The following is a 23599-nucleotide window of genomic DNA, read 5'->3' as shown; positions in this document are numbered from 1 at the left end:
CCGCCGGTCACTTGATGGCGCCGGGTACCAGCGACTGCCAGCGGTGGCCGGTCTTGCGTTCACCGGCCGGGGCCGCGGCGGCCGGAAGCGTGGGCCGCACCGGGGGTGCCGGCCGGACCAGATCGTCGGCATCGGCTTCCTCGACGGGGGCCGGTGCGGCCGCCGGCAAGGCCGGGGGTGTCGCGCCGGCCGAGACGCTGCCGACGTTGCGGAAATAACCCGAACTGCCCGACTCGCCGCCGGCGGTGTCGGTTTCGGTGCTGCTGCGCGATGGCCGGGCCGCTTCGATGCCCGATTCGCCACCGGCCACGCTGCCGAGGCCGAACGGAAGCGAGCCCGCGTAGACCGGGGCGACGCAGGCGGCAAGGACGAGTCCGAGACTCAGGCACGCCGGACGAATGGAAAACGGGCTGCGTAAGGACATCGGTCGAATCCAGAAGGTAGGGGACCGGTCGCACGGCAATTAAGACCACGATCCTCGCATGATCGCCGACTGAACGCCAGTGCATGTGCCAAAGGCTTAGCAGACTCCGTGCCAGTCGCAAGTGCTTGTCCGGAAAGACATTGCGTGTGTCCGGCGGACAGGTGGACGGACACCCGGACGGACACTGCCGTCCGCCGGCGGGCAGTCCGGCACCTTTGGACACGCCGGCGCGCTGTCATGCCGGCCCGGCGCCGCTACACTCGCGCGGATGTCCTTCGCCGCGCCGCCCGCCGTTCTCGCCGCCCTGGTCGCGAACCCTGCCCTGTCCGGTGCCGAGCTCGCCCGCCGGCTCGGTCTCAGCCGCGCCGCGGTCTGGAAGCAGATCGAAGGCTTGCGCGCGGCCGGCCTGCCGGTGACGGCGCAGGCGGGCGTCGGCTACCGGCTGGAAACACCGGTGGAACTGCTCGACGGCAAGGCCATCGCGGCCGAGCTGGCGCCCGCACAGCGGAGCCGGCTCGGCGATCTCGCCGTCCACTGGCAGCTGGACTCGACCAACAGCGCACTGCTGCGCCGCGCCGGCGGCGACCGTCGCGACAACCTCGTCTGCCTGGCGGAACTGCAGACCCAGGGGCGCGGCCGCCGTGGCCGTGCCTGGCACCTGCCGCTCGGCGGCGGCCTGGCCTTCTCGCTGCTCAAGCGCTTCGAATGCGGGCTGGCCGGGCTGGCCGGGCTGAGCGCGGCCGTCGGCGTGGTGCTGGTGCAGGCACTGGCCGATTGCGGGATCGACGGAGCCCGTCTGAAGTGGCCCAACGACGTCACCGTTGCCGACCGCAAGCTGGCCGGCATCCTGATCGAGCTGGGCGGCGACGCGCTCGGCCCGTGCCATGCCGTGATCGGCATCGGCATCAACCTGCGGCTGGACCCGGAAGCGGCCGTCGGCCAGCCCTGGACCGACCTGGCGACCCTCGCCGGCGGCGTCGCGCCGTCGCGCAACCGCCTGGCCGGACACCTGCTGGCACGCCTGCTCGACGCGCTGGCGGTGTTCGCCGAGCACGGCTTCCCGGCGTTCGCCGAGGCCTACGCCGACCACGACGCGCTGGCCGGCCGCCCGGTCCGCGTGCTGGCACCCGGCGGCGACCGCACCGGTACCGCCTGCGGCGTCGACGCCGGCGGTGCGCTGCGGATCCGTACCGCCGAAGGCGAGTGCCGGGTCGACAGCGGCGAGGTCAGCATCCGCCTGGACGACCGATGAAACTGCTGATCGACATCGGCAATACGCGCCTGAAATGGACGACCGCGACCGCCGAGGCGCGGCTGGCGGAACCCGCCGCCACCACCGGCCCCGCCTGGCCGGACGGCCTGCACGACGCCTTCGCCGCCCTGCGGGGGCAGGTCGAGGACGTCCTGGTTTCGAGCGTGGTCTCCGCCGAGCGCGAGGCGGAACTGCAGGCGCTGCTGCAGGCCGCGGTCCCGGACACACCGGTCGCCTTCGTGCGCAGCCCGGCGGCGGCGCTCGGCGTGCGCAATGCCTATGCCGAGCCGGAACGGCTCGGCATCGACCGTTTCCTGGCGCTGGCCGCGCTGCAGGCGCGACCGCGCGCGCAAGTGCTGGTCAGTGTCGGCACCGCGCTGACGCTGGACGCGCTGGCGGCCGACGGCCGTCACCTGGGCGGCCTGATCGCCGCCAGCCCCACGCTGGCGCGCGGCGCGCTGGCCGCCGCCACCGCGCGCTTGCAGCCCCCATCGCGCCAGGTCCGCATGCTGGCCGACACCACGGCCGACGCGGTGCAGTCCGGCGCGGTCCTCGGCGCCGTCGCGCTGACCGAGCGCTTCCGCAGCGCCGCTGCCGGCCCGCTCGGCGGCTGGCCTGCGCTGATACTGACCGGCGGCGGCGCCGGGGAGCTGGCGCCGTGGCTGCCGGATGCCGAGCGCATCGAGGACCTGGTCCTGCGCGGACTGGCCCGCTGGGCGTTCGCGCCGAGCCCGCCGCCAGCCGGAGCGTGACCGGCGGCGCGGCACACTCCTGCGTGACGCAAAACCCTATCCTTGCCGGACCCCGCCGACCCCGATACCGATTCGATGTTCATCCGCCTTCTCTTCCTGGTGCTGCTGGTGCTCAATCTCGGCGTCGCCGGCTGGATCTTCGCCCTGCCGCGCCAGGCCACGCCGACCTCGGCGGTGCCGACGGGAACCACGGTGCCGCAACTGGAACTGCTGTCCGAGCGTGACCAGGACGTCGAAGCGGCCAGCGCCGAGCTGGCCGCCGCGCCCGATACGCCGGCCGCCGCCGGCAACGACGTCTGCAAGACCATCGGACCCTTCGCGACCCAGGCCGACCAGCGTGCCGCGCTGACCGCGGTGACGCCGCTAGTCAACCGCATCCGCCCGCGCGAGACCCGCGCCACGCAATCGCGCGGCTGGTGGGTCTACCTGCCGGCCTTCCCGACCCGCGAACGCGCGCTGACGGCGGCGCGGGCGCTTTCGGCCAGGGGCATGCGCGACTACTACATCGTCACCGCCGGCGACCAGCAGAACACGATCTCGCTGGGCCTGTTCCGCGACCAGGTCAATGCCGAGCGGCGGCGCGCGGAGATCACCGCGCTGGGCTTGAAGCCGCAGATGACCGCCCGCACCGAGGAGATGCCGCAGTACTGGATCGACTACGCCACCCGCGACGAGCTGCCGATCGCCTGGCGGCCGCGCATCGAAGGCGCGCCGGAGCTGCGCGAGGAAGCCATCGCGTGCTTCTAGCCCGGCGCCTCTCTCCCCGAATCACGGACCACCCGACACCATGACCGACACCAACCCGTTGCTCGCACCGAGCGGCCTGCCACGCTTCTCGACGATCCGGCCCGAGCACGTCGAGCCGGCCATCGACGCGATCCTGGCCGACTACCAGGCCGGCATCGACGCCATGCTCGCTTCCGACGCGCCACGCACCTACGACAGCGTGATCCAGGTGGCCGAGCGCCTGGACGACCGCCTGGCGCGCGCCTGGTCGCCGGTCGGCCACCTGCACGGCGTCAAGGACTCGGACGCGCTGCGCAAGGCCTACTCGGCCGCGCAGGAGAAGATCGTCGCGTTCAACACCGCGCTCGGCCAGAACCGCGCGCTCTACGCCGCCGTGAAGGCGGTGGCCGAAGGCCCCGGCTTCGCCGACCTGCCGCGCGCCGCCCGCACCGTGGTCGAGCACGAGCTGCGCGACTTCGTGCTGTCCGGCGTCGCGCTGGAAGAGCCGGCGCGCACGCGCTATCGCGAGATCTCCAGCGAGCTGGCCCGGCTCTCGACCGAGTTCGAGGAGGCCGTCCTGGACGCCACCGACGCCTGGAGCGAGCACGTCGGCGACGTCGCGGCCCTTGCCGGGGTCCCCGAGTCCGGGCTGGCCGTCCTGCGCGCCTATGCGCAGGAAAAGGACCTGGAAGGCTGGCTGGTCACGCTCAAGCAGCCCAGCGTGCAGGCGGTGCTGACCTACGCCGACGATCGTGCGCTGCGCGCGCGCGTCTATCGCGCCTACGGCACGCGAGCCTCGGAGAACGCCGACGGCGGCCGCTTCGACAACAGCGAGCGGATCGAGAAGATCGTCGCACTGCGGCACGAGGCGGCCCAGTTGCTGGGCTTCGCCAGTGCCGCCGATGAATCGCTGGCGACCAAGATGGCGCCGTCGGCCGACGCCGTCATCGCGTTCCTGCGCGACTTCGTCGCCAAGGCCCGGCCGATGGCCGAGCGCGACCTGGCCGAGCTGCGCGCGTTCGCCGCGCAGGCGCTGGGCATCGACACGCTCGAACCCTGGGACGTGGCCTATGCCTCGGAGAAGCTGCGCATGCGCACCTACGCGCTCAGCGAGGAGGAGCTCAAGCCGTACTTCCCATTGCCGGCCGTCATGGAGGGATTGTTCGCCGTGGTCGAGCGCGTGCTCGGCGTCACCTTCCGGCCGCGCACCGATGTCGACCTGTGGCACCCGGACGCGTGCTACTACGACCTGCTCGACACGCAGGGCCAGGTCTTCGCCGGCGCCTACGTGGACCTGTACGCACGCACCGGCAAGCGCGGCGGCGCCTGGATGGACGTGTGCACGACGCGCTACCGCCGTGACGACGGCCTGCAGCTGCCGGTCGCCTACCTGACCTGCAATTTCGCGCCGCCGACCGGATCGACGCCGTCGCTGCTGACCCACGACGACGTCGTCACGCTGTTCCACGAGTTCGGCCACGGCCTGCACCACATGCTGACCGAGGTCGATTTCGCCGGCGTCTCGGGCATCAGCGGCGTCGAGTGGGACGCGGTGGAACTGCCGAGCCAGTTCATGGAGAACTTCGCCTGGCAACGCGAAGGTCTGGCCCTGATCGCGCGCCACTGGCAGACCGGCGAGGGCCTGCCCGATGCGCTGTTCGAGCGCATGCAGGCGGCGCGCAACTTCCAGTCCGGGTTGTTCCTGGTGCGCCAGCTCGAGTTCGGCCTGTTCGACTTCCTGCTGCATCATCGCTACGACCCGGCACGCGGCGCGCGCGCGCTGGAGATCCTCGCCGAGGTGCGCCGCGAGACGGCCGTCATCGTGCCGCCGGCCTGGCATCGCTTCCCGCACACCTTCACGCACATCTTCTCGGGAGGCTATGCGGCCGGCTACTACAGCTACCTGTGGGCCGAGGTCCTGTCCGCCGATGCGTTCGACCGCTTCGAGACCGAGGGCGTGTTCGACCGTGCGGTCGGCGCGGCCTGGCGCAAGGCGGTGCTGGCAGTCGGCGGCTCGCGACCGGCGCTGGAGTCCTTCGTCGAGTTCCGCGGCCGCGAGCCGTCGCCGGATGCGCTGCTGCGCAGCTACGGCCTGGCGGCCTGAAACGCGCGCACGACCTCGATGACGCGGTCGATCGCCGCGTCGTCGACGTCCAGGTGGGTGACCAGGCGCACGGTCGGCAGGTAGCCGATGCTGGCGCGCACGCCGCCGGCCTCCAGGTGCCGGGCCAGCGCCTGCAGCCGTGCCGGCGGCACGTCGATGAAGACCATGTTCGTGTGGTGGCCGAGGACCGCCACGCCGGCGTCGGCCAGGCCGGCGGCGAGCCGCTGCGCGCGCGCATGGTCCTCGGCCAGCCGCTCGACGTGATGGTCCAGCGCATGCAGGCCGGCCGCGGCGAGCAGCCCCGACTGCCGCATGCCGCCGCCGAGCATCTTGCGCCAGCGGCGCGCGGCCGCGATCAGGTCGGCGCTGCCGAGCAGCACGGAGCCGACCGGCGCGCCGAGGCCCTTGGACAGGCAGACCGATACGCTGTCGAACGGCGCCGCCAGCGTGCGCGCGGGCACGCGCGAGGCGACCGCCGCGTTGAACAGCCGCGCGCCGTCCAGGTGCACCGCCAGGCCGACCGAGCGCGCCCACGCCGCGGCGTCCTGGACGTAGTCCTGCGGCAGCACGCGGCCGTGCCAGGTGTTCTCCAGCGCGAGCAGGCGCGTGCGCGCGAAATGCGGATCGTCCGGCTTCACCGCGGCGGCCAGCGCCGGCAGCGGCAGGCTGCCGTCGGCGGCCGGGACGATCGGCTGCGGCTGGATCGAGCCGAGCACGGCGGCACCGCCGCCTTCGTACTTGTAGGTGTGCGCCTCCATGCCGACCAGGTATTCGTCGCCGCGCTGGCAGTGGCAGAGCAGGGCGACCAGGTTGGCCTGCGTGCCGCTCGGCATGAACAGGCCGGCGGCGAAACCGAGGTCGCCGGCCAGACGCTCCTCCAGCCGGTGCACGGTCGGGTCGTCGCCGTAGACGTCGTCGCCGACGGCGGCGGCGGCCATCGCCGCGCGCATCGCCGCGGTCGGCCGGGTCACGGTGTCGCTGCGCAGGTCGATCATCGGCACGCCTCGTCGCGGTAGGAACCGGCGCGGACCGCGACGGCCCGGGCAGCGTAGCGGCCGATGCCGGACTTCCGCCAGTGCGCGCCGGCCCGGCGCGCGGGCACCGGCGCGCGCCGCGACCCGCGGCCGGTGCGTGCACGGCGCGCGTGCGGGCGAAGCGCTAGGGCGTGTCATCAATCCCCCGGCAGGTCGCGTTGGCCCTGGAAAGTCGTCAGGGGGTGGTGTGTGGCGCCGCGCCTGACTGGCCGTCAGGTCAAGCCGCGCAACGCACGCTGGCGGCTTTCCAGGGCCAACCCGTAGGGCCGCTCTTGCGTGCGCCCGGGACTGCGTCATCGCTCGGGCGTGGACCCACGTCCACTTCCTCCCTCTTCCTTGGCCCGGACGCACGCAAGAACGGCGCGGCCTACCGAGGGATTGATGACACGCCCTAGTCGAAGCTGCCGCGGAAGATCGGATCGTTGCCGCTGTCGTGCCACCGGGCCATGTGCAGCACCGGCGTGCCGCCGGCGTTGCTGAAGGTCCCGCCGACGCCGAGATCGGCGCCGTAGACACCGAACGCCTGCACCACGCCACTGGTCGAGCCGCCATTGGAGATGCCCGAACCGAGGCCCGACCAGGCCGCACCGTTCCATTTCGCGATGCGCGGTGCCGCGATGCCGCCGGCCGTGCGGAAACGGCCACCGGCCACGAGTTCGCCGTTGTAGACGTGCAGCGATCGCACGACGTCGTCGACGCCGCTGCCGAGCGCCGACCAGGCCGACCCGTTCCAGCGGGCGACGCGGGCGGCATTGACCTCGCCGGCACGGATGAAATCGCCGCCGGCGACCAGGGCATTGCCGTGGACGGCCAGTGCGAACACCGCATCGTCGGCGCCGAAGCCGAGCGCCGACCAGGCGGTGCCGTTCCATTTGGCGATCCGGCTGGCGCTCGCGCTGCCGGCGGTGAAGAACTCGCCTGCGGCCACCAGCTCGCCGTCGTAGACGGCCAGCGCGCGGACGGTGCCGTCGATACCGGTTCCGAGCGGCGTCCACTGGCTGCCGTTCCATTTCGCGATCCGGGTCGCACTGACGCCGCCGGCGGTCGTGAAGCCACCGGCCGCCACCAGCTCGCCCTGGTACACCGCCAGCGCCAGCACCGTACCGTTCACGCCGCCGCCGAGCGGCGACCAGCTCGAACCGTTCCATCGCGCGATCCGGTTCACCGTCGTGCCGCCGGCCGTGGTGAAGTTGCCGGCGGCCACCAGCTCGCCGCCGTAGACGGTCAGCGCGTGGACGTAGGTGCTCATGCCGCTGCCGAGCGAGGACCAGGCCGTGCCGTTCCATCGCGCGACGTAGAAGTGGCTGGCCGTGCCGATGCTCGTGAACTCGCCGCCCATCACCAGCTCGCCGCCGAAGACCGTGAACGCGCGGATCGAGCCGCTGGCACCGAACGCGCCCAGTTGCGACCAGGTACCGGTGCCCTCGGGATGCGCCACCTCCGACGCACTACCGGTCGCCTGCGCGGCACCCGCCAGCGAAAGCAGAGCCGCGAAAAAACATGCCGCCGTCGTACGCATGGCGAATCCTCTGGCCGATTGAAAACGGGGTGTCGTCACCGCACGGGCTCCAGCCGGTGCCCGGCCATGCCCAGATCGCGGTTGGGATCGAATGTGTCGTCGTTGGTGAGGAACTGGCGGCCATCGCCCAGTTGCCAGGCATTGGCGTAGTGGATCGACAGATCCACCTGCTGTCCTGACGACGGGTCGCGCCACGGCTGGACTTCCTGGATCGCGTCGAGGGTCGTGGCGTGGATGCGTTCGCCGGTGGCACCGGTCTGCGCGACGATGCGGTCGTTGATCCGGCCGATATCGGCGATCGTGTCCATCCGGATGCGGTGCCGTGCCGTCATGCCGGCGATGTCGATCTCGCGCATGCGGCGCGCGTGCCACTGCTGGATCGAGCTGATCTGGTGCTGGTTGACGCGCTCGACGTGCTGCCGCGACCAGGCCAGCATCTGGTCGGCCCAGGGCTTCTCGTAGCGTCCGGAGGCGCGGATGCGCTCGAGCAGGGCGGCGTCGAGCAGGCCGTCCGGCGCCCGCAAGGCGATGCCGGTTTCCGACCAGGCCGCGATCGTGCCCTGCAGCTCGGAAAAGGTGACGCTCGCCACGATCGCTTCGCGCATCGCCTGCCCTTGCAGGACATAGCCGATCAGCAGCTCGCCGGCTTCGAGGCGGAGGCCGGTCGACGGCGGCGCGCCGGACTGCCGCGCCGCGGCCTGCTGCTGCGCGACCAGATCGGGGCGGTCGCGGTAGGCGATCACCTGCGCCGCCGGCCGCGCGCTGCGCACGAGGTGTTCCAGGTACTGGCGCGCCGTCGCCATCGGCGCGGCCGCGCATGGGTTCATCGGCACGATCCCACCGGGCGCCGACTGCACCTGCCACGACAGCTTCGGCAGCAGCGACACTTCGTAGAAACCATCCGGCGAGGCTGCGCTCCAGCGAAACGCATGCGTATTGCCGACGCATTCGACGCCGCGGTCCCATTCCACGCCGCCCCGCGCGACCCAGCCGATCGGGACCTCGATCGTCAGCGCCGGCAGCGGCTGGCCGAACCCGGCCGGGTCCATGACCGCCACGCGCTCCAGGCGGTCCGCGGCGGGGCGGGATGCCCGCGCGATCTGCTGGGCCTGCCGTACCACCGGCCGGCGATCGAAGAACACGCCTCTGGCGTGCTCCTCGACGATCTTCGCCGCACGCTCGTCCGCGGTTCCGGCCTCGGACCGCCCGGCGACCGGCGCGGCCGGCGGCGATCCGCCCGCTGTTGCGCGGTCGCCGCCTGCCTCCGAACACCCGGCCAGGACGACCAGCACACTCAACACCACCGCTTCGATCGGCTTGCTCAGGTTCACGCCGGGCTCCCGTTGGATCGCAGGTCGGGCATCGACCGCCCGTTCGATCCGCTATGCGTGGGTTTCGCGAAAAGTGGCTCACGGACGGTGGACGAACCGCGCGCGGACCGACGCGCCGGCGGCGCGTTCCGGCCGAGCGGCCGGGAGTGCGCGGGATGTCGCATCGGCGGGGCGCCTGTCTGCCGCACGGCAGGGCCGTTTCCGGCAAACCCGCGGCTTTGCGCGGTCGCTGAAATACAATCCCGGGTATCGGCCGGGAAACCGGCCGTGGCGCTTCCGCAGCCGTGTGTCTCGGGACCCTCACGCGGGCCCGGGACGCTGCCCCCCTTCAGAAAACGGACCTCGTCCCGACCATGCGAATCGCCACCTGGAACGTCAATTCACTGAACGTCCGCCTGCCGCACGTCGAGCTGTGGTGCGCATCGGCGCAGCCGGACGTGCTCGCGCTGCAGGAAACCAAGCTGGAGGACGCCAAGTTCCCGCGCGCCGCGATCGAGGCGCTCGGCTACCACGTCGCGTTCTCCGGCCAGAAGACCTACAACGGCGTCGCCCTGATGGCGCGCCAGCCGATCCTGGACGTCGTCACCGACATCCCGGGATTGGACGATCCGCAGCGGCGCGTGCTGGTCGCGACCGTCGGCGAGCTCAGGGTCGCCAACCTGTACGTCGTCAACGGCCAGGCCGTCGGCAGCGAGAAGTACGCCTACAAGCTCGATTGGCTGGCCAAGGTCTCCGCATTCCTCGCGGGCGAGCTGCGCAACGATCCGCGGCTGGTCGTCATGGGCGATTTCAACATCGCCCCGGACGATCGCGACGTGCACGACCCGGTGGCCTGGCATGAACAGATCCTGTGCTCGACGCCGGAGCGCGAAGCGCTGCGCCGGCTGCTGGACCTGGGCTTGCTCGACAGTTTCCGCCTGTTCGACGCCGATCCGGGCCACTACAGCTGGTGGGACTACCGGCAGGCCGGCTTCCGACGCAACCTCGGCCTGCGCATCGACCTGGTGCTGGCCGGCGAACGCTTGAAGGCGCGCGCGCGCGCCGCCACTATCGACCGCATCCCCCGCGCCTGGGAACGCCCGTCCGACCACGCGCCCGCCCTTCTGGAACTTGCCGATGACTGATCATGACTGGCCCTCGTCTCCGAGCGACTCCGAGCTGGAGGAACTGGACCAGTTCCTGCGTGCGCACGGCGGCGACGAGGACCTGCTGCTCGACGGCGTGCACGGCCTGCTGACCGCACTGGCGATCGGCCCGGCCCCGGCCAAGCCCGAGGAATGGCTGCCCGACGTGCTGCACGAGCCGTTCACCGATCCGGCGGAAGGCCAGCGCGTGCTACAGCTGCTGGCGCACCTCAACGACTCGATCGCGCCGGAACTGGAAACCGGTGCCTACGAGCCGATCCTCGGCGAGGTCGACGACGACGACGAAGGCAGCACGGTGTACACCGCGCGCGGCTGGTGCGAAGGCTTCAGCCGCGGCATCGACCTGCGCGCGTCCGCCTGGGAATCACGCCTGGGGCAGGACACGCAGCTGATGGAACTGCTCGGCCCGATCATCGCGCTGGCGATCGACGACGGCGTGTTCGAAGCCGACGCCGAGTTCGCCGAACTCAGCGACGAGGAGTACGACGAGTGCCTGGCGCACATCCCCAGCGTGGTCGCGGCCGTCGCCGACTACTGGCGCAACCACCCACCGAGCGCCGAGGAGCAGCGCGCCGCCCAAGACGCCGCGGCATCGCGCCGGCCCGGCATGCAGCGCCGGCGCGGCGGACGCACGCTGCACTAGAAAGTGCGGGCCGGGCCGCGGGGCCGGGAAACACAGGCCGCCGGCAGGCACGCCGGCGCGGCGTCCCACCTGCAGGTCCGTGGCAACGCGGGCCGCGCCGGACCGGCGACAGACCCTGCCGCCGGCCGCGTACCGATTGTTCACGCCGGCGATCCAGGCCGTCCACGTCGCGGCGCTTGTAGGCACCGGTGCGTGACGACATCTTGGAGGCTTCCTCGTGCCACGGAGTCCGCCATGTCCACCGTTTCCGCCCCACCGGCCCAGAGCCGGCGCGTGCTGCAGCTCGTCCGCGGCCAGCCGACCTCCGACGGCGCCGGCGTCAAGCTCAACCGCGTCATCGGCCAGCGTGCGCTCGACATGCTCGATCCGTTCCTGATGCTCGACGAGTTCCGTTCCGACCAGGCCGGCGACTACCTCGCCGGTTTTCCGAATCACCCGCACCGCGGCTTCGAGACCGTCACCTACATGCTGGCCGGGCGCATGCGCCACGGCGACAACCAGGGCAACTCGGGCCTGCTCACCGCCGGCAGCGTGCAGTGGATGACTGCCGGGCGCGGCATCGTGCATTCGGAGATGCCCGAGCAGGAGGACGGCCTGATGTGGGGCTTCCAGCTCTGGGTGAACCTGCCCGCCAGCCAGAAGATGACCGCACCGCGCTACCAGGACATCGCGCCGGAACGGATTCCCGAGGTGCACACCGACGAGGGCGCGCTGGTGCGCGTGATCGCCGGCCGCTTCGGTACCACCGAAGGCCCGGTCAACGCGGCGGCGACCGCACCGCTGTACCTGGACGTCACGGTGCCGGCCGGCGCGCGCCTGGCACTGCCGGTACCGGATGGCCACAACGGCTTCGTCTACGTGTTCGAAGGCGCCGCCGCGGTGGGCCCGGCCGATGCGGCCCAGCCGGTGCAGCGCGGCGAGCTGGCCGTGCTCGGCCGCGGCACGGACGTGGAGGTGGCCGCGGGTACGTCACCGGCGCGCCTGATCCTGGTCGCGGGCAAGCCGCTGGGCGAACCGGTCGCCAAGTACGGTCCGTTCGTGATGAACACGCAGGACGAGATCGTCGCGGCAGTACGCGACTTCCAGTCCGGTCGCTTCTGATCGCGCGCTGCGCGGTCACGCGGCGCGCAGCGACCGGAGCCGCTGCGCGCCGCGATGCCGGAACGGATCGAAGCGCGCCCTACGGTCCGTCGAAGCCGTCGCCGAAGATCGTCTCCGGCGGCGCATCGGTGCAGTCGCGGTACCAGGGCGTGATGCCGGTGATCGCATCCCATTCCGGCGACGGCACGTGCTGCAGGGCATTCGGGCACAGCTCGGCGCCGTACGGGCCGAGGTTCGGGGACGGCGCCGGCGGCGGACCGACCAGCAGGTTGCCGCCCACGAAGAACCCCTCCAGCGCGGACAAGCCGGCCAGCGACGGCAGGCTGCCGCCGAGGCGGTTGCCGGCGGCCGAGAACCAGGTCAGCGCCGGCAGCTCGCCGAACGGCGGTATCGAGCCGCTGAAGTTGTTGTTGAGGAACATCGCCGACTGCAGGCTGGTCAGGCCGGCCAGCGACGGCAGGTTGCCGCTCACGCCGGTGCTGCGGATGTCGATCGATTGCAGCTGCGTCAGGCCGGCCAGCGACGGGAACGAACCGACCAGCTGGCTCTGATCGGCGATCTGCAGGCTGGCGAGGTTGGTCAGCTGGTTCAGGGTCGGCGGCAGCGTGCCCGTCATGTTCGTGAAGCCGAACATCAACCCGGTCACGGTGGTGCCGCTTTCGTCGCAGGTCACGCCGGTCCAGTCGCATTCGGTACCGGGCGCCCCCAGCCAGCCGTTCATGTCCCACCAGTCCGCGCCGTTGGTCCGCTCGTAGAGGTCCACCAGCACCGCACGCTCGCTGGCGGGAATGCCGGCCGCCGCGCGGCGGTAGAAGTAGGCCGCGCCCTGCTGGTAGTGCTCCCAGTCGGGCGTGTAGCCGAACACGCCGACCAGCACGTTGTCGCCGTCGAGCGCGACCGCGGCACCGAAGTACGGCGAGACGATGCCTTCGTACTTGGTGAACGTGTGGGCGCCGGCCAGCGTGCCGCCGGACCGGCGGAACAGGTAGGCCGCGCCCTGTCCTTCGGTGCCGTCGATCGTCACGTTGCTGGCGCCGACGATCGCCGTTCCGTTCTGCAGGGCGACCGTCATGCCGAAGTTGTCGGTCGGCGGCAGGCCGATGCCTTCGGTCCCGTTCGCCGCGCCATCGGCCGCGCTCAGCCGCTGGCTCTGCACCCAGTCGCCGGCGCTCCCGGTGAACACGTAGACCACGCCCTGGCCACCCGCACGCCACATCGCGCCGACCAGCGCGGTGTCGCCGTCGATCGCGAGCGAAGAGCCGAGCTGGTCGTTCTCGACACCTTCCGCGACGACGATTTTCTGCGCCTGGTGCCAGGCGCCGTCGGCCCGCGCGAAGCGATACACCGCGCCCTGCGCATGGCGGTCGTCGATGTCAGCGCCCGGAGCGCTGACCAGCAGGTTCGCCCCCGACAGCGCGATGGCGGAGCCGAAGCCGTCGCCGACGGTGCCGTCGGCAGCGGCCAGTTGCTGCGTCTGCGTCCAGCGGCCGTCGACCTGCGTGTACACGTAGACCGATCCACGCATCATCTGGTCGTTGTAGTGCGCGCCGTAGGCCGCCACGACGATCATGTCGTCGGTCAGGGCCACCGCATTGCCGAACCAGTCGACCGGCATGCCGTCGCTGGCGACCAGCTTCTGCGTCTCGGTCCAGGTGCCGTCGTCGCCCTGCGTGAACACGTAGGCCGCGCCCTGCGAGTTGTTGCTGCCGATCCTCGCGTTGAGCGCGCCGATGACCGCCGTGCGGCCGGACACCGCGACGGACCAGCCGAACTCGTTGTAGGCGGCGCCGTCGCTGGCGACCAGGGTCTGCACGAGGCCCCAGCTGCCGTCCGCGGCCTGCCGGTAGACCAGCACCTTGCCCTGGGAGGATTGGCCGTCGATCGTCGCCTCGGAAGCCGACACCAGCGCGACCGGACCGGAAATCGCGACCGCCTGGCCGAAGTGGTCGAAGCCTTGCGCCTGCGGATCGAGCACGCGCTGCTCGGTCCAGATCTCCGCGGCGGGGTGGGCGGGCGGCGAGGCGATGACGAGGGCGTTGAGGAACAGGGCTGCCAGCGGCAGCACGAATCGGCAAAGCGTCCGATGGACAGGGGACTGGACCATGGGGATTGAGGTCTCCGGCAGGATGGGGCGCATGCGCGAGGACCGGCTCGTTTCGGCCGCCGGTCCTGGGCTGCAGCCGCTGCACGCTAGCCGTGTCGATCCGGCGTTCCACTCGCGCTCCGCTATCGCTGCGTTACCGTTCCATGAATGGCTTCAGATTCAATCGCTTGGCGGCGACGGCGGCGCGGCGCCGAACGGCGCCAGCAGCGCCGACCCGTCGGTCGGCGGGATCGGGCGCTCGCCGGCCAGCCGCTGCGTGCGCTGGAGCGCTTCGCGCCAGGCGGCCTCCTGGCCGAGCGCCCGGTACAGGCGCGCCTGCAGCAGGCTGGAGCGGAAATCGGTCCCCGCCCAGCGCTGCACGCGCCCGGCCACCGCGCTGGCCCGTTCGGTCTGGCCGGCATCGAGCAGGGCATTGCCCCAGGACACGACGACTTCGACGACATCAGCCGGGATGCCGGTGCGCTCGGCCTGCGCGAGCGCCTGCTCGTAGGCGGCCGTGGCGGCCGCGGGCTGCGCCGTCGAGTGCAGCTCCGCCTGTGCCAGCTGCGCCAGCACCGTGCTGGCCGGGACCTGCGCCGTGGCGGCCCAGTCAGCGAAGCCGCGCACCTCGGCAGCCGCGTCGGCGTCGCGCGCGAGCACGCGCAGGGCGCGCACGCGCGTCAGCCAGGCCTGCGCCCGCGCGCGGCCGCGGTCCGGCCCGGCCAACGTCTGCACCGCCTCGGCCGCATGCCCGGCCGCGGCGTCGGCGCGGCCGGTCGCCAGCTCGATGCGGGCGCGCTCCGCGAGCGCATGTCCCAGCACCGGCTGGTCCTGTTCCGTCGCCGCCTCGCTGGTGATCCGCACCAGCAGGGCCGCAGCCTCGCCGAGCCGGCCGTTCGCCGCCAGGGCGCGCGCATGCTGCACCTGCACCGAATGGCGCAGGCCGGTGTTGCTGATCTGCGGCAGCAGCCCCCAGGCACGCTCGCTGGTCGCCAACGCCTCCAGCGGTTGCAGCAGCGCGAGCAGGGCGTCGATCTGGTCGTCGAGGGCCATCATCATCTCGTTGCGTCCGCCCAGGCGCCGGAAGTGCTCCTCCGAGCGGCGCATGACCGCCAAGCCTTCGGCATAGCGGCCACGCGTGCTCTCCATCAGGCCTTCGTTCGCCTCGATGCGCGCGAGCGACAGCGCATCGCCGGTGATCTCCAGCGCGATGCGCGCCCGCGCGAACTCGCTCATCGCCGCGTCGAACCGGCCCTGGACCGCCTCGGCGATGCCGCAGGCCGTGTACGCGCGGCCGAGCATGCCCGGTTCGTCGCGGTCGGCCACCAGCGCGACCGCGGCGGCGCAGTCGCGGCCGGCCGCCGCCGCATCGCCGAGATGGATCCGGACCGAGCTCGACACGGTCAGTATCAGGGCACGCAGCACCGGATCGGCCTCGGGTCCGACGTCGGCGAGCAGGCGGTCCAGCTTCGCGCGTGCCTCGATCATGCGGCCGCTGCGGAAATCGACCTGCGCCAGGCGCAGGCGCAGCAGCGGCGCATCGCGAACATCCGGCGGTGCGGCCTGGATGATCCGCTGCACCTCCTCGAGCTGGTCCGACAGCAGGGCCGCCTCCGCGCGCTGACGCACGTCGTCGAGCGCCGTGGTCGCCGTCGCCTCGGCGCTCACCGGCTTGCCGAGCCGCAGCAGCAATTGCGCGACCGCCACGCGCGCCGCCGCCGCGGCATCGGGCTGCTGCGCCTCGATCAGGATCGGTTCGCCGTCGGCCGGGTGCAGTTCCAGGCGCACGCGCCAGCCGCCGGGGCCGCGTGTCGCGCTCGACGTCAGCAGCCGCTGCGCGCCGGTCACCACACGGACGTTCGAGGCGAGGATCGCCGCATCGGCCGGCGGATCGCGCGTCAGCGCGACGATCGTCTCGTTGGGGACCACCGCCAGGCCCGCGCCGCGCAGGCGCGTGGCGACCAGATCCATCAGCCCCAGGCGCAGCCAGCCCCATTCCGGTTCGGCGGCGATCACCAGCGGCAGCACGGCAACGGCATCGGCTGCGGCCGGCGTCGCCCGGGGTGCCAGCGGCGATGCCCCGTGTCGCCCGCGCATGAGCGCGAGCACCGTCAGCACAGCGACGGCCAGCGCCAGGACCGTCGCCGCCGCCACCCAGCGCGAACGGCCGCGGCGTGGCGACGGCGCCGCGACAGCCGGCGGCGCGCGGTCACCGGAAGCGTCCGCGCCCGCCATCGCCGGCCCGGCCGCAGGCGGTGGGTCGGGGCGTTCCTCGGTGGCCAGTTCGGCGACCCAGCGGTAGCCGAAGCGCGGGATCGTGCGGATCGCGTTCTGCTCGTCGCCGGTATCGCCGATCGCGCGGCGGGCCTTCAGCACGACCTGGCCGAGCAGGGCATCGGTGACGTCGGCGCGCCCCCAGACCGCCGCGATCAGCTCGTCGCGGCCCACGGCGCGGTCGCGCCGGTCGATCAGGTACGCGATCACGTCGAACACCTTCGGCGACACCGTGACCGGCGTGCCGTTCCGGCACAGCTCACGCGCCGCCGGATCGACGCTGCAATCCCCGAAGCGGTAGAGAAGACGGGCCATCGCTCAAGCGTAGCCGGCTTGCCGCCGATTTGCTGCCGGCCGCTGCCCGAGCCGCGGTGGAGCGGAGCGCCCGGCCGCGCTCCGGTACGCGCTAACGCGCGGCCGCCGCCTCGCCGCGCCGCAGCGTGCGGTCGAAGAAGTTCGTGATCAGCGTGTAGACGTGCATGCGCATCGCCGGCGTCGACAGGCCGTGCTTGCCGCCGGGGTAGGTCATCAGCTCGAACGGCGTGCCTTTTTCCTGCAACGCGGCCATCAGCCGCGTGGAATGCGTGAACAGCACGTTGTCGTCGGCCATGCCGTGCACCAGCAGCAGTGGCGCACTCATTCCGTCCAGCCAGGCGAACGGCGTGCTGCGGATGTAGCCGGCCGGATTGTCCGCGGGCGTGGACAGGTAGCGCTCGGTGTAGTGGGTGTCGTAGAGCGCCCAGTCCGTGACCGGCGCCACCGCGGCGCCGGCGGCGATCTCGCCGGAGGCCTTCGCCAGCAGCATCGTCGTCAGGTAGCCGCCGTAGCTCCAGCCGAACACGCCGATGCGCTCGCCGTCGACGAACGGCTGCTCCTTGAGCCAGCGGATGCCGGCGAGCTGGTCGGCCACCTCCGCCACGCCGAGCTGGCGGTGGATCGCATCGGAGAACTGCCGGCCCCGGCGGGCCATGCCGCGGTTGTCGACCGTGAACACGACGTAGCCGCGCTGGACCATGTACTGGTTGAAGTGATCGCCCCAGCTGCGCGCGACGCTCTGGACGCCCGGACCGCCGTAGTAGAAGACGAAGACCGGATGGCGCCGCGGCTCGCCGGAAGCATCCGTCGCATCCGCCGGCCGGTAGAGGCGGTAGTGCAGGGTCTGCCCGTCGTCGCTCTTGAGCGTGCCGAACTGCGGTTCGACGAACGCCGCCCGGTACGGCGCGTAGGGATGCCGCTCGTCGAGCCGGTTCTCCTCGATCCAGGCCAGCCGGCTGCCGTCGGGCTTGCGCAGGCTGACCTGCGGCGGCGTGTGCGGATCGCTGAAGGCGTCGAGGTAGAACGCCCCGCTCTTGGCGAACGTCGCCGCGTGCGTGCCGTCTTCGCGGCTGATCCGCTGCGGCCGGTCGGCGGTCGAGCCGTCGAGCTTGAGCGCGTAGATCTGCGTGTCGGGCACGAAGTCGCGGTTGGAGGCGACATAGACCAGGCCGGCCTTCTCGTCCACGCCGGACAGGCCGTCGATGTTCCAGTCGCCGCGGCTGATCGCGTGCTTGAGCGTGCCGTCGAGGTCGTAGAGGTACAGGTGGTGGAAACCGGTGCGCTCGCTGCCCCAGATGAACGCCTGGTGCTTGTCGAGGAAGCGCAGGTCGTCGTTGAGGTTGATCCAGGTCGAGCTGGTCTCGCTGAGCAGCGTGCGCTGCTCGAGCGTCGCGACGTCCACCAGCTTCAGATCGAGCCGGCGCTGGCTGCGCGGCTGGATCTGGTAGGACAGGCGGCGCGCATCCGGCAGCCATTTGACGCGCGCCAGGTAGATGTCGCGGTCCTCGCCCAGGTCGATCCAGCGCACGGCGCCGCCGCCCGGCGCGACCAGACCCAGCCGGGATTCGACGTTCGGATCGCCGGCCGCGGGATAGCGCTGCTCGATCACGTCGGTGCGGTCGGCGTAGACCTCGAAGCGCTTGACCACCGGCACGGCGGCTTCGTCGTAGCGCTGGAACGCGATCGCCGAATCGTCGGGCGCCCACCAGTAGCCCTCGCTGCGGCTCATCTCCTCCTGCGCGACGAACTCGGCTTCGCCGTTGTGGATCGTGCCGCCGCCGTCGCGGGTCAGCGGACGCAGGGTATCGGTGGCCAGCTCGATGACCCACAGGTTCTGGTCACGCACGAAGGACACGTAGCCGCCGGCCGGCGAGATCTGCGGATCGATGAAGTCGCCGCCGGTGTCCAGCTTGCGCAGCGGCTTGTCCTTCGCGGCCAGCTCGTACAGGTACAGCTCGCCGCCGACCGGGAACAGCAGCTTGGTGCCGTCCGGCGACCAGTGGTAGTCGACGATGCCGCTGAGGCCGGCCATGCGCGCGCGTTCGCGCCGCGCTTTCTCGGCGTCGCTGAGGGCCTCCTCGCCACCCAGCGTATCGGCATCCACCAGCAGGCGCGTGCGCTGGTCCTTGACGTGGTACTCCCACAGGTCCAGCCGGTTCTGGTCGCCCGCCTTGGCGCGCAGGAACGTCACACGCTGGCCGTCCGGCGAGATCTTCAGACTGCGCGGCACCGGACCGTTGAGGCCGCCGCCCTCGTAGACGCTTTGCAGGCTCAGCTTCTCGGCCATCGCAGGCATTCCCGCCGCCATCGTGGCGGCCAACAACAACGCTCGCATCGCTCTCTCCCGTGGAGGCGGCATTATCGCCGTGATTCGGCCGGGGAACGTGCACGGCAGAATTCGTACTTGTGCATGGCCTGCCGCCGTCGCGGCAGGCGTCGGGAATCCTGCCGTCGAATCGTTGTCCGAAGGCGCCATGCCTCGTACCAATCCCCTGCTGCTCGCCGATGGGCTGGCGCTGCGCCGGCGCCTGGCGGCGGCCGCGCGCCGGCCACGCTGGGCGCTGGCCGCGCTCGGTGCGCTGCTGGCGGCCTGCGCCGGCGCCTGGATGCTTGCGCCCTGGCCGCCGGCCGATCGCCTGGCCGTCTGGCTGGCGGCGGCACCGGCAGGGGTGCTGGTGCTGGCCGGTGCACTGGCCGCGATCCGTACCCGGCGGCTGCGCCGGCGCTGGCGGGCCGCGCAGGCCCGGAGCTGGCTCGCCGCACTGCCGGTCACGCCCGGACAGCGGGCGGTCGCGACCACCGTGCGCCTGGCGCTGGCCCAGGCGGGCCCGCTGGCCGGCGCGCTGGCCGCCCTCGGCTGGCTGGCCCTGGCCGGCAGCCCGGGCGCGTTCCCGCTCCGGCTTGCCGTGCTGGTCGCCGCCGGTTGGCTGGCGGGCAGCCTGATCGGCGCCGGGTTCGACCGGCGGCCGGCGGCGCCGCGACGGCGGCAACCGCGGACCGCGGCCCGGCCGGCCGGCGCCAGCGGCTGGCGCGTGCTGGCCGCCTGGCCGCTGCGGATCGCCCGCGCCCAGGCCGATCCGGCCGTCCACGCGCGCGTGCTCGGTCCGCTGATCCTGGCGATGCCGCTGCCGATGAGCACGCCGCTCGACATCGTGCTGCCGGCGCTGCTGGTGCTGGTCGCGCTGGTCGCCCTCGTCGAATGCCTGCGTGGCCTGCTGGCCGCGATCGCGGCGAGCGGCGGCTGGCTGCGCGGCACGCCGCTGGCCGGCCGGCGCTTCGTCGTCGCGCTGTGCAGCCGCAGCGCGCTGGTGCAGCTCGGCGGCCTGCTGGTGCTGTTCGCGCTGTTCCTGCGCGGCCTGCCGCCGCGCGCGGCGCTGGCAGGCACCGTGCTGCCGGCCGTCGTCGCGGCCATCGCCGTCGCGTCCGCCTTCGTCCGCCATCGCCCGTTGCAGGCCGGCCGATGAACGCGGCGCTGGAGGTGCGCGGACTGTCGGCCGGCTATCCGGAGGCGTTTCCGTTGCAGGTGCTCGATGGCATCGACCTGCGCGTGCCGCGTGGCGAATGGGTGGCCCTGCTCGGCGCCAATGGCAGCGGCAAGAGCACGCTGCTCGATTGCATCGGCGGACGTCGCCAGGCCGCCGGAACGATCCTGATCGACGGCGTGGTCCTGTCCGACCGTGGGCCGGACGCCCGGCGGCGCCTGGGCCATGCCGTCGGTGCCGAGCGCCTGCCGGCGGTGCTAACCGGGCACGAATGCCTGGCCGTCCATGCCGCCGCGCACGGCCGCGCGGCGATCGGCGACGACGTGCTGGCGCTGGCGGCGGACCTGGCGCTGGCACCGCGCCTGCACGAGCCGGTGGCAATGTATTCCTACGGCATGCGGCAGAAGCTCGGCGTGCTGCTGGCGCTGGCCGGCGCGCCGGCCCTGCTGCTGCTGGACGAGTCGCTCAACGGGCTCGATCCCACCAGCGGCCTTGTGCTCAAGCGGCACCTGCGGGCGCGCACCGCCGACGGCTGCGCGATCGTGCTGGCCACGCATGCACTGGACGTGGTCGAGCACTGGGTCGACCGCGCGCTGCTGCTGCACGAAGGCCGCATCGCCGCCGACTGGGACCGCGATCGCCTCGACGCCCTGGGCGGTCTCGGTCTGGAGGCGGCGCTGGCGGAGGCGACGCGCCCGCTGCCGTGAACGGCATCCACGCCGATGCGGGGCCGTTGAAGCCGGTCCCGGTCGCTACCGGGACCGGCACCTCATCCGACGACGCTCACCCGACCTGTCCCGCGCACAGCGCGTGCGCGGAGGCCGTCCCCACGATCTGGTTGCCTGCGTCGGCCACGACGACGGTCACCGTCACCGGGAAGGCGACCGGATGCGTCGGATCGTCGTTGCCGTCGGGGCAATAGAACGAGCACAGCCTCTTGTTGCCGCAGTAGCGGGGAATGATGATGTTGGCGCTGCCCGCGATGTCCCAGTCGATGCTGACCGGCGTGCTGACGCCGGTCGTGTCCAGGGACACGACGCACAGGCCGGTCGAACAGCTGAGGGATATCGAGAACGCGTGGGCTTGCGAGGGAAGCAGCCCCGACACCAGTGAACCGGCGAATACCAGCAATGCCATACCTGCTCTCGTCATGACCTTCTCCTGATGGCGTCGAATCTCTCGACGCGGTCAATGCAGCTCTGAGAACAACAACCCGCCGCTCCGGGACGGTACCCAACGGTGCTGTGTGAGGCCGCACCGGAGAGGCCAGCACACCCTACTCCGACGGCGGGCGGGCCGGCACTGGACGTTTCCCACGTTTCTTGCAGTCGATCGGCACAGGGCGTGCCGGACATCGGCTGCGCGCGCCAGCCGCCGTCAAGGACATGACGCTGCGCGCGCACCGGCGCGGGCTCGATGGCAGGACGCCATCGACCGGTTCGCCAAGCGATGGTCACGCCCAGCCGTCGCTCGAACCGTCGTCCTTGCCGATCCCGGCCGTGCGGGTGAAGCGCGGCCCCTCGCACGCAGCGGCGGATCGCGTGCGTGCGTTCAGCGCAGGCCCAGATGTGCCGCTTCCAGCGCACCGTTGCCGCGTGCGCGTGGTTGCGGGGCCGGTGGCAAGCGCAGTGGCCCGCCGCTGCGCAGCGCGTCCAGTACCGTGTCGAATGCGGCATAGCCATAGGCCAGCAACGGCACGTAGCGATCGCCGAAGCCGGGCAGGGCGAGGAACGCATCGAAATGCTGGCCGTGGGCGATCGGCCACCAGGTGGGCGTGCGATCGTGGGCGCGCAGCCATTCCACGTACGGCTCGGCACTGAACGCCATCGGCACCAGCCCGTCCGCTTCGCCGTGGATGACCACGACCGGCAGGTCGCGACGCGGCAGCGCGGCGCGGGTCGCCTCGACCGCCGCGCGCAGGCGCGTCGCCGGGGCATCGGTGCCGGTCCACAGGCCGCGCAGGCAGGCCAGGCCGGGCCAGGCCGGATCCTCACCGGTCGCGGCGGGCGCGGTCAGCAGCACGCCGGCACCGGGCGGAATGCCGCTGGCGTCCGCCCACCATGCCGCGCGCACCGCCTCGGAGACGACGCCCGGCCGCCCCTGCGCATCGTGGCCGCTGAAGCCGAAGCCGCACGGCATCGGGCCGGCCGGCGCCCGCAGGTAGCCCGAGGCATAGGTCGCGGCTACCGCGCGCCACAGGTCCAGGCGCGTGGTACTCGCGGCGGTCGCCAGCGCCGCGTCGGACCAGCCGGCGGCCCGCAGCTGCGCCAGCGCCGTGGCGGCCGGCGCGGCACTGCCGGGCAGGCCGTGCGCCTGCAGCGACGCACAACGGGCACGGCCGGCGGCCGGCGCGCTGCCATCGGCCTCGCGCGCCATCGGCACCGGGTCGAAGCGCGGATCGAGCAGGGCGCACGGCAGCCACAGCGCCGCCTCGGTCGCGTAGTCGTAGAGCGCGCGGCCCCGGCCCGGCGTGGCGATGTTGGGCGCCAGCGCGATCGCCGCGTCGAGCAGGCCGTCGTCGATCCCGGCCGCACGCAGCACCGCGCCGCCGCCGTTGGACAGGCCGATCGCGACGATGCGCGTATTGGCCGGCGTGAACGGCGCCTGGTCCGGATGCGCGCGGTCGAGCATCGCCAGGCCGAAGCGCGCCGCCTGCAGCAGGTGCCGGCCCCAGTCGGCCTCGGGGTTGTCGCCCGAATGGGCATGCTTGACCGCGATCCCCGCGTCGCTGGGAACGTCGGCCGCCGGTTCGAACTCCAGCAGCGCCGTGCCGGCCGCGGCGCGCGTGCCGTCCAGCTGCACGCCGCTGCGCGTGGCCGGGTCGAAGTAGCCGCTGCCGGTGCCCTTGTCGGTGTAGGCCACGGCGCAGCCGCGCGGCAGGCCGGCCGCGCCGGCCAATGCGATCGCGCCGTAGATGCCGCGCGAACCGGACGAGGCGGTCACGACCAGGCAGCGTGCCGACGCATCGAACGCGTCCGGCACCTGCACCAGCACGCGGTGCGGCGAATGCGCACCGGGCAGGCGCGCGAATGCCGAGAACTCGCGACCGGTCACCGTCGCCGTGCTGCCGTACAGCGTGCCGTAGCCGCCGAGCGGCCCGAGGTCGGCGATGCCCTTCCAGCTGACCTGGATCGCACGCCGCCGCAGCTCCTCCGGCGTGGGCCGCTCCGGGTCGGCGAACGCGACCGGCGCGCCGCGCAACCCGGCCAGGCCCAGGCCCGCGGTCAGCAGGTCGTCGCCGCCGGCATGGCGCGTCTCGCGGATCGGGCTGGCAAGGAAGTCGGTCATCGGCGAAGGCGGACGTTCGCGCCGCGCCGGCGCGGCGCAGGCGCCGAGCAGCAGGAGCGACACAAGCAACAGACAAGAACGTGGCGGCATCGGTCTACGATACGTGCCGGTGCCGCCCGCGCCATC

The 23599-nt window shown here is 72.4% G+C and carries 18 protein-coding genes; 9 read left to right on the top strand and 9 right to left on the bottom strand.

Annotation, left to right across the window (positions count from 1 at the left end):
* Positions 1-7: 7 nt before the first annotated feature.
* A complete protein-coding gene (locus I596_RS00150; RefSeq protein WP_067642490.1) occupies positions 8-424 on the bottom strand; it encodes a hypothetical protein in 417 nt (138 codons plus the stop codon).
* A gap of 268 nt (positions 425-692) precedes the next feature.
* Between I596_RS00150 and I596_RS00145 the strand changes: the two genes are divergently transcribed.
* The 4 genes from I596_RS00145 (at position 693) to I596_RS00130 (ending at position 5258) form a co-directional block, all read left to right on the top strand.
* The gene (locus I596_RS00145) at positions 693-1676 is read left to right on the top strand and encodes a biotin--[acetyl-CoA-carboxylase] ligase (RefSeq protein ID WP_067642489.1); all 984 of its coding nucleotides are present in this window, start codon (positions 693-695) and stop codon (positions 1674-1676) included.
* Complete coding sequence (locus tag I596_RS00140) at positions 1673-2428, top strand: type III pantothenate kinase (RefSeq protein WP_067642488.1); 756 nt, start codon at positions 1673-1675, stop codon at positions 2426-2428. The genes I596_RS00145 and I596_RS00140 overlap by 4 nt, the downstream gene beginning before the upstream one ends.
* Positions 2429-2503: 75 nt before the next feature.
* A complete protein-coding gene (locus tag I596_RS00135; protein ID WP_067642487.1) occupies positions 2504-3175 on the top strand; it encodes an SPOR domain-containing protein in 672 nt (223 codons plus the stop codon).
* Positions 3176-3215: 40 nt separating this feature from the next.
* The gene (locus tag I596_RS00130) at positions 3216-5258 is read left to right on the top strand and encodes a M3 family metallopeptidase (RefSeq protein WP_067642486.1); all 2043 of its coding nucleotides are present in this window, start codon (positions 3216-3218) and stop codon (positions 5256-5258) included.
* Here I596_RS00130 and ltaE read toward each other — a convergent pair.
* The 3 genes from ltaE to I596_RS00115 all read right to left on the bottom strand — a co-directional run bounded on the left by ltaE (position 5240) and on the right by I596_RS00115 (position 9142).
* Positions 5240-6259, bottom strand: coding sequence for a low-specificity L-threonine aldolase (gene ltaE / locus I596_RS00125; RefSeq protein WP_223303879.1), 1020 nt, complete (start codon positions 6257-6259; stop codon positions 5240-5242). The two genes, I596_RS00130 and ltaE, sit on opposite strands and share 19 nt — an antisense overlap.
* A gap of 424 nt (positions 6260-6683) precedes the next feature.
* Positions 6684-7730: a hypothetical protein gene (locus I596_RS00120; RefSeq protein WP_150131934.1), complete on the bottom strand. Its 1047-nt coding sequence runs from the start codon at positions 7728-7730 to the stop codon at positions 6684-6686.
* Positions 7731-7846: 116 nt separating this feature from the next.
* Complete coding sequence (locus tag I596_RS00115) at positions 7847-9142, bottom strand: hypothetical protein (protein ID WP_067642480.1); 1296 nt, start codon at positions 9140-9142, stop codon at positions 7847-7849.
* Between the two features lie 353 nt (positions 9143-9495).
* On the opposite strand from I596_RS00115, the gene xth reads away from it, so the two are divergent.
* From xth to I596_RS00100, 3 genes are all read left to right on the top strand, one after another.
* Positions 9496-10266: an exodeoxyribonuclease III gene (gene xth, locus I596_RS00110; RefSeq protein ID WP_067642478.1), complete on the top strand. Its 771-nt coding sequence runs from the start codon at positions 9496-9498 to the stop codon at positions 10264-10266.
* Positions 10259-10930 (top strand): YecA/YgfB family protein, encoded by a 672-nt coding sequence (locus tag I596_RS00105; protein ID WP_067642476.1) that lies wholly within the window; start codon positions 10259-10261, stop codon positions 10928-10930. Before xth ends, I596_RS00105 begins: the two co-directional genes overlap by 8 nt.
* A 234-nt stretch (positions 10931-11164) precedes the next feature.
* Positions 11165-12031 (top strand): pirin family protein, encoded by an 867-nt coding sequence (locus I596_RS00100; RefSeq protein ID WP_067642475.1) that lies wholly within the window; start codon positions 11165-11167, stop codon positions 12029-12031.
* A 79-nt stretch (positions 12032-12110) separates the two neighbouring features.
* On the opposite strand, the gene I596_RS00095 is transcribed toward I596_RS00100, so the two are convergent.
* The 3 genes from I596_RS00095 to I596_RS00085 all read right to left on the bottom strand — a co-directional run bounded on the left by I596_RS00095 (position 12111) and on the right by I596_RS00085 (position 19038).
* Positions 12111-14135, bottom strand: a complete 2025-nt coding sequence (locus tag I596_RS00095) for an FG-GAP repeat protein (protein ID WP_190278949.1) — start codon at positions 14133-14135, stop codon at positions 12111-12113.
* Between the two features lie 159 nt (positions 14136-14294).
* On the bottom strand, positions 14295-16703 hold the full coding sequence (locus I596_RS00090) for a winged helix-turn-helix domain-containing protein (protein WP_067642473.1): 2409 nt from the start codon (positions 16701-16703) through the stop codon (positions 14295-14297).
* Between the two features lie 91 nt (positions 16704-16794).
* A complete protein-coding gene (locus tag I596_RS00085; protein ID WP_067642472.1) occupies positions 16795-19038 on the bottom strand; it encodes a S9 family peptidase in 2244 nt (747 codons plus the stop codon).
* Positions 19039-19177: 139 nt separating this feature from the next.
* On the opposite strand from I596_RS00085, the gene I596_RS18645 reads away from it, so the two are divergent.
* A complete protein-coding gene (locus I596_RS18645) occupies positions 19178-20167 on the top strand; it encodes a hypothetical protein (protein WP_067642470.1) in 990 nt (329 codons plus the stop codon).
* Positions 20164-20892 (top strand): ATP-binding cassette domain-containing protein, encoded by a 729-nt coding sequence (locus I596_RS18640; RefSeq protein WP_067642468.1) that lies wholly within the window; start codon positions 20164-20166, stop codon positions 20890-20892. Before I596_RS18645 ends, I596_RS18640 begins: the two co-directional genes overlap by 4 nt.
* A 76-nt stretch (positions 20893-20968) precedes the next feature.
* On the opposite strand, the gene I596_RS00070 is transcribed toward I596_RS18640, so the two are convergent.
* On the bottom strand, positions 20969-21337 hold the full coding sequence (locus tag I596_RS00070) for a hypothetical protein (RefSeq protein ID WP_150131933.1): 369 nt from the start codon (positions 21335-21337) through the stop codon (positions 20969-20971).
* 399 nt (positions 21338-21736) lie between these two features.
* Complete coding sequence (locus I596_RS00065; RefSeq protein WP_083965242.1) at positions 21737-23563, bottom strand: 3-hydroxybutyrate oligomer hydrolase family protein; 1827 nt, start codon at positions 23561-23563, stop codon at positions 21737-21739.
* Positions 23564-23599: the final 36 nt, after the last annotated feature.

This window comes from Dokdonella koreensis DS-123, assembly GCF_001632775.1.
GTDB lineage: Bacteria > Pseudomonadota > Gammaproteobacteria > Xanthomonadales > Rhodanobacteraceae > Dokdonella > Dokdonella koreensis.
This window is presented reverse-complemented; position numbering and strand designations above follow the sequence as displayed.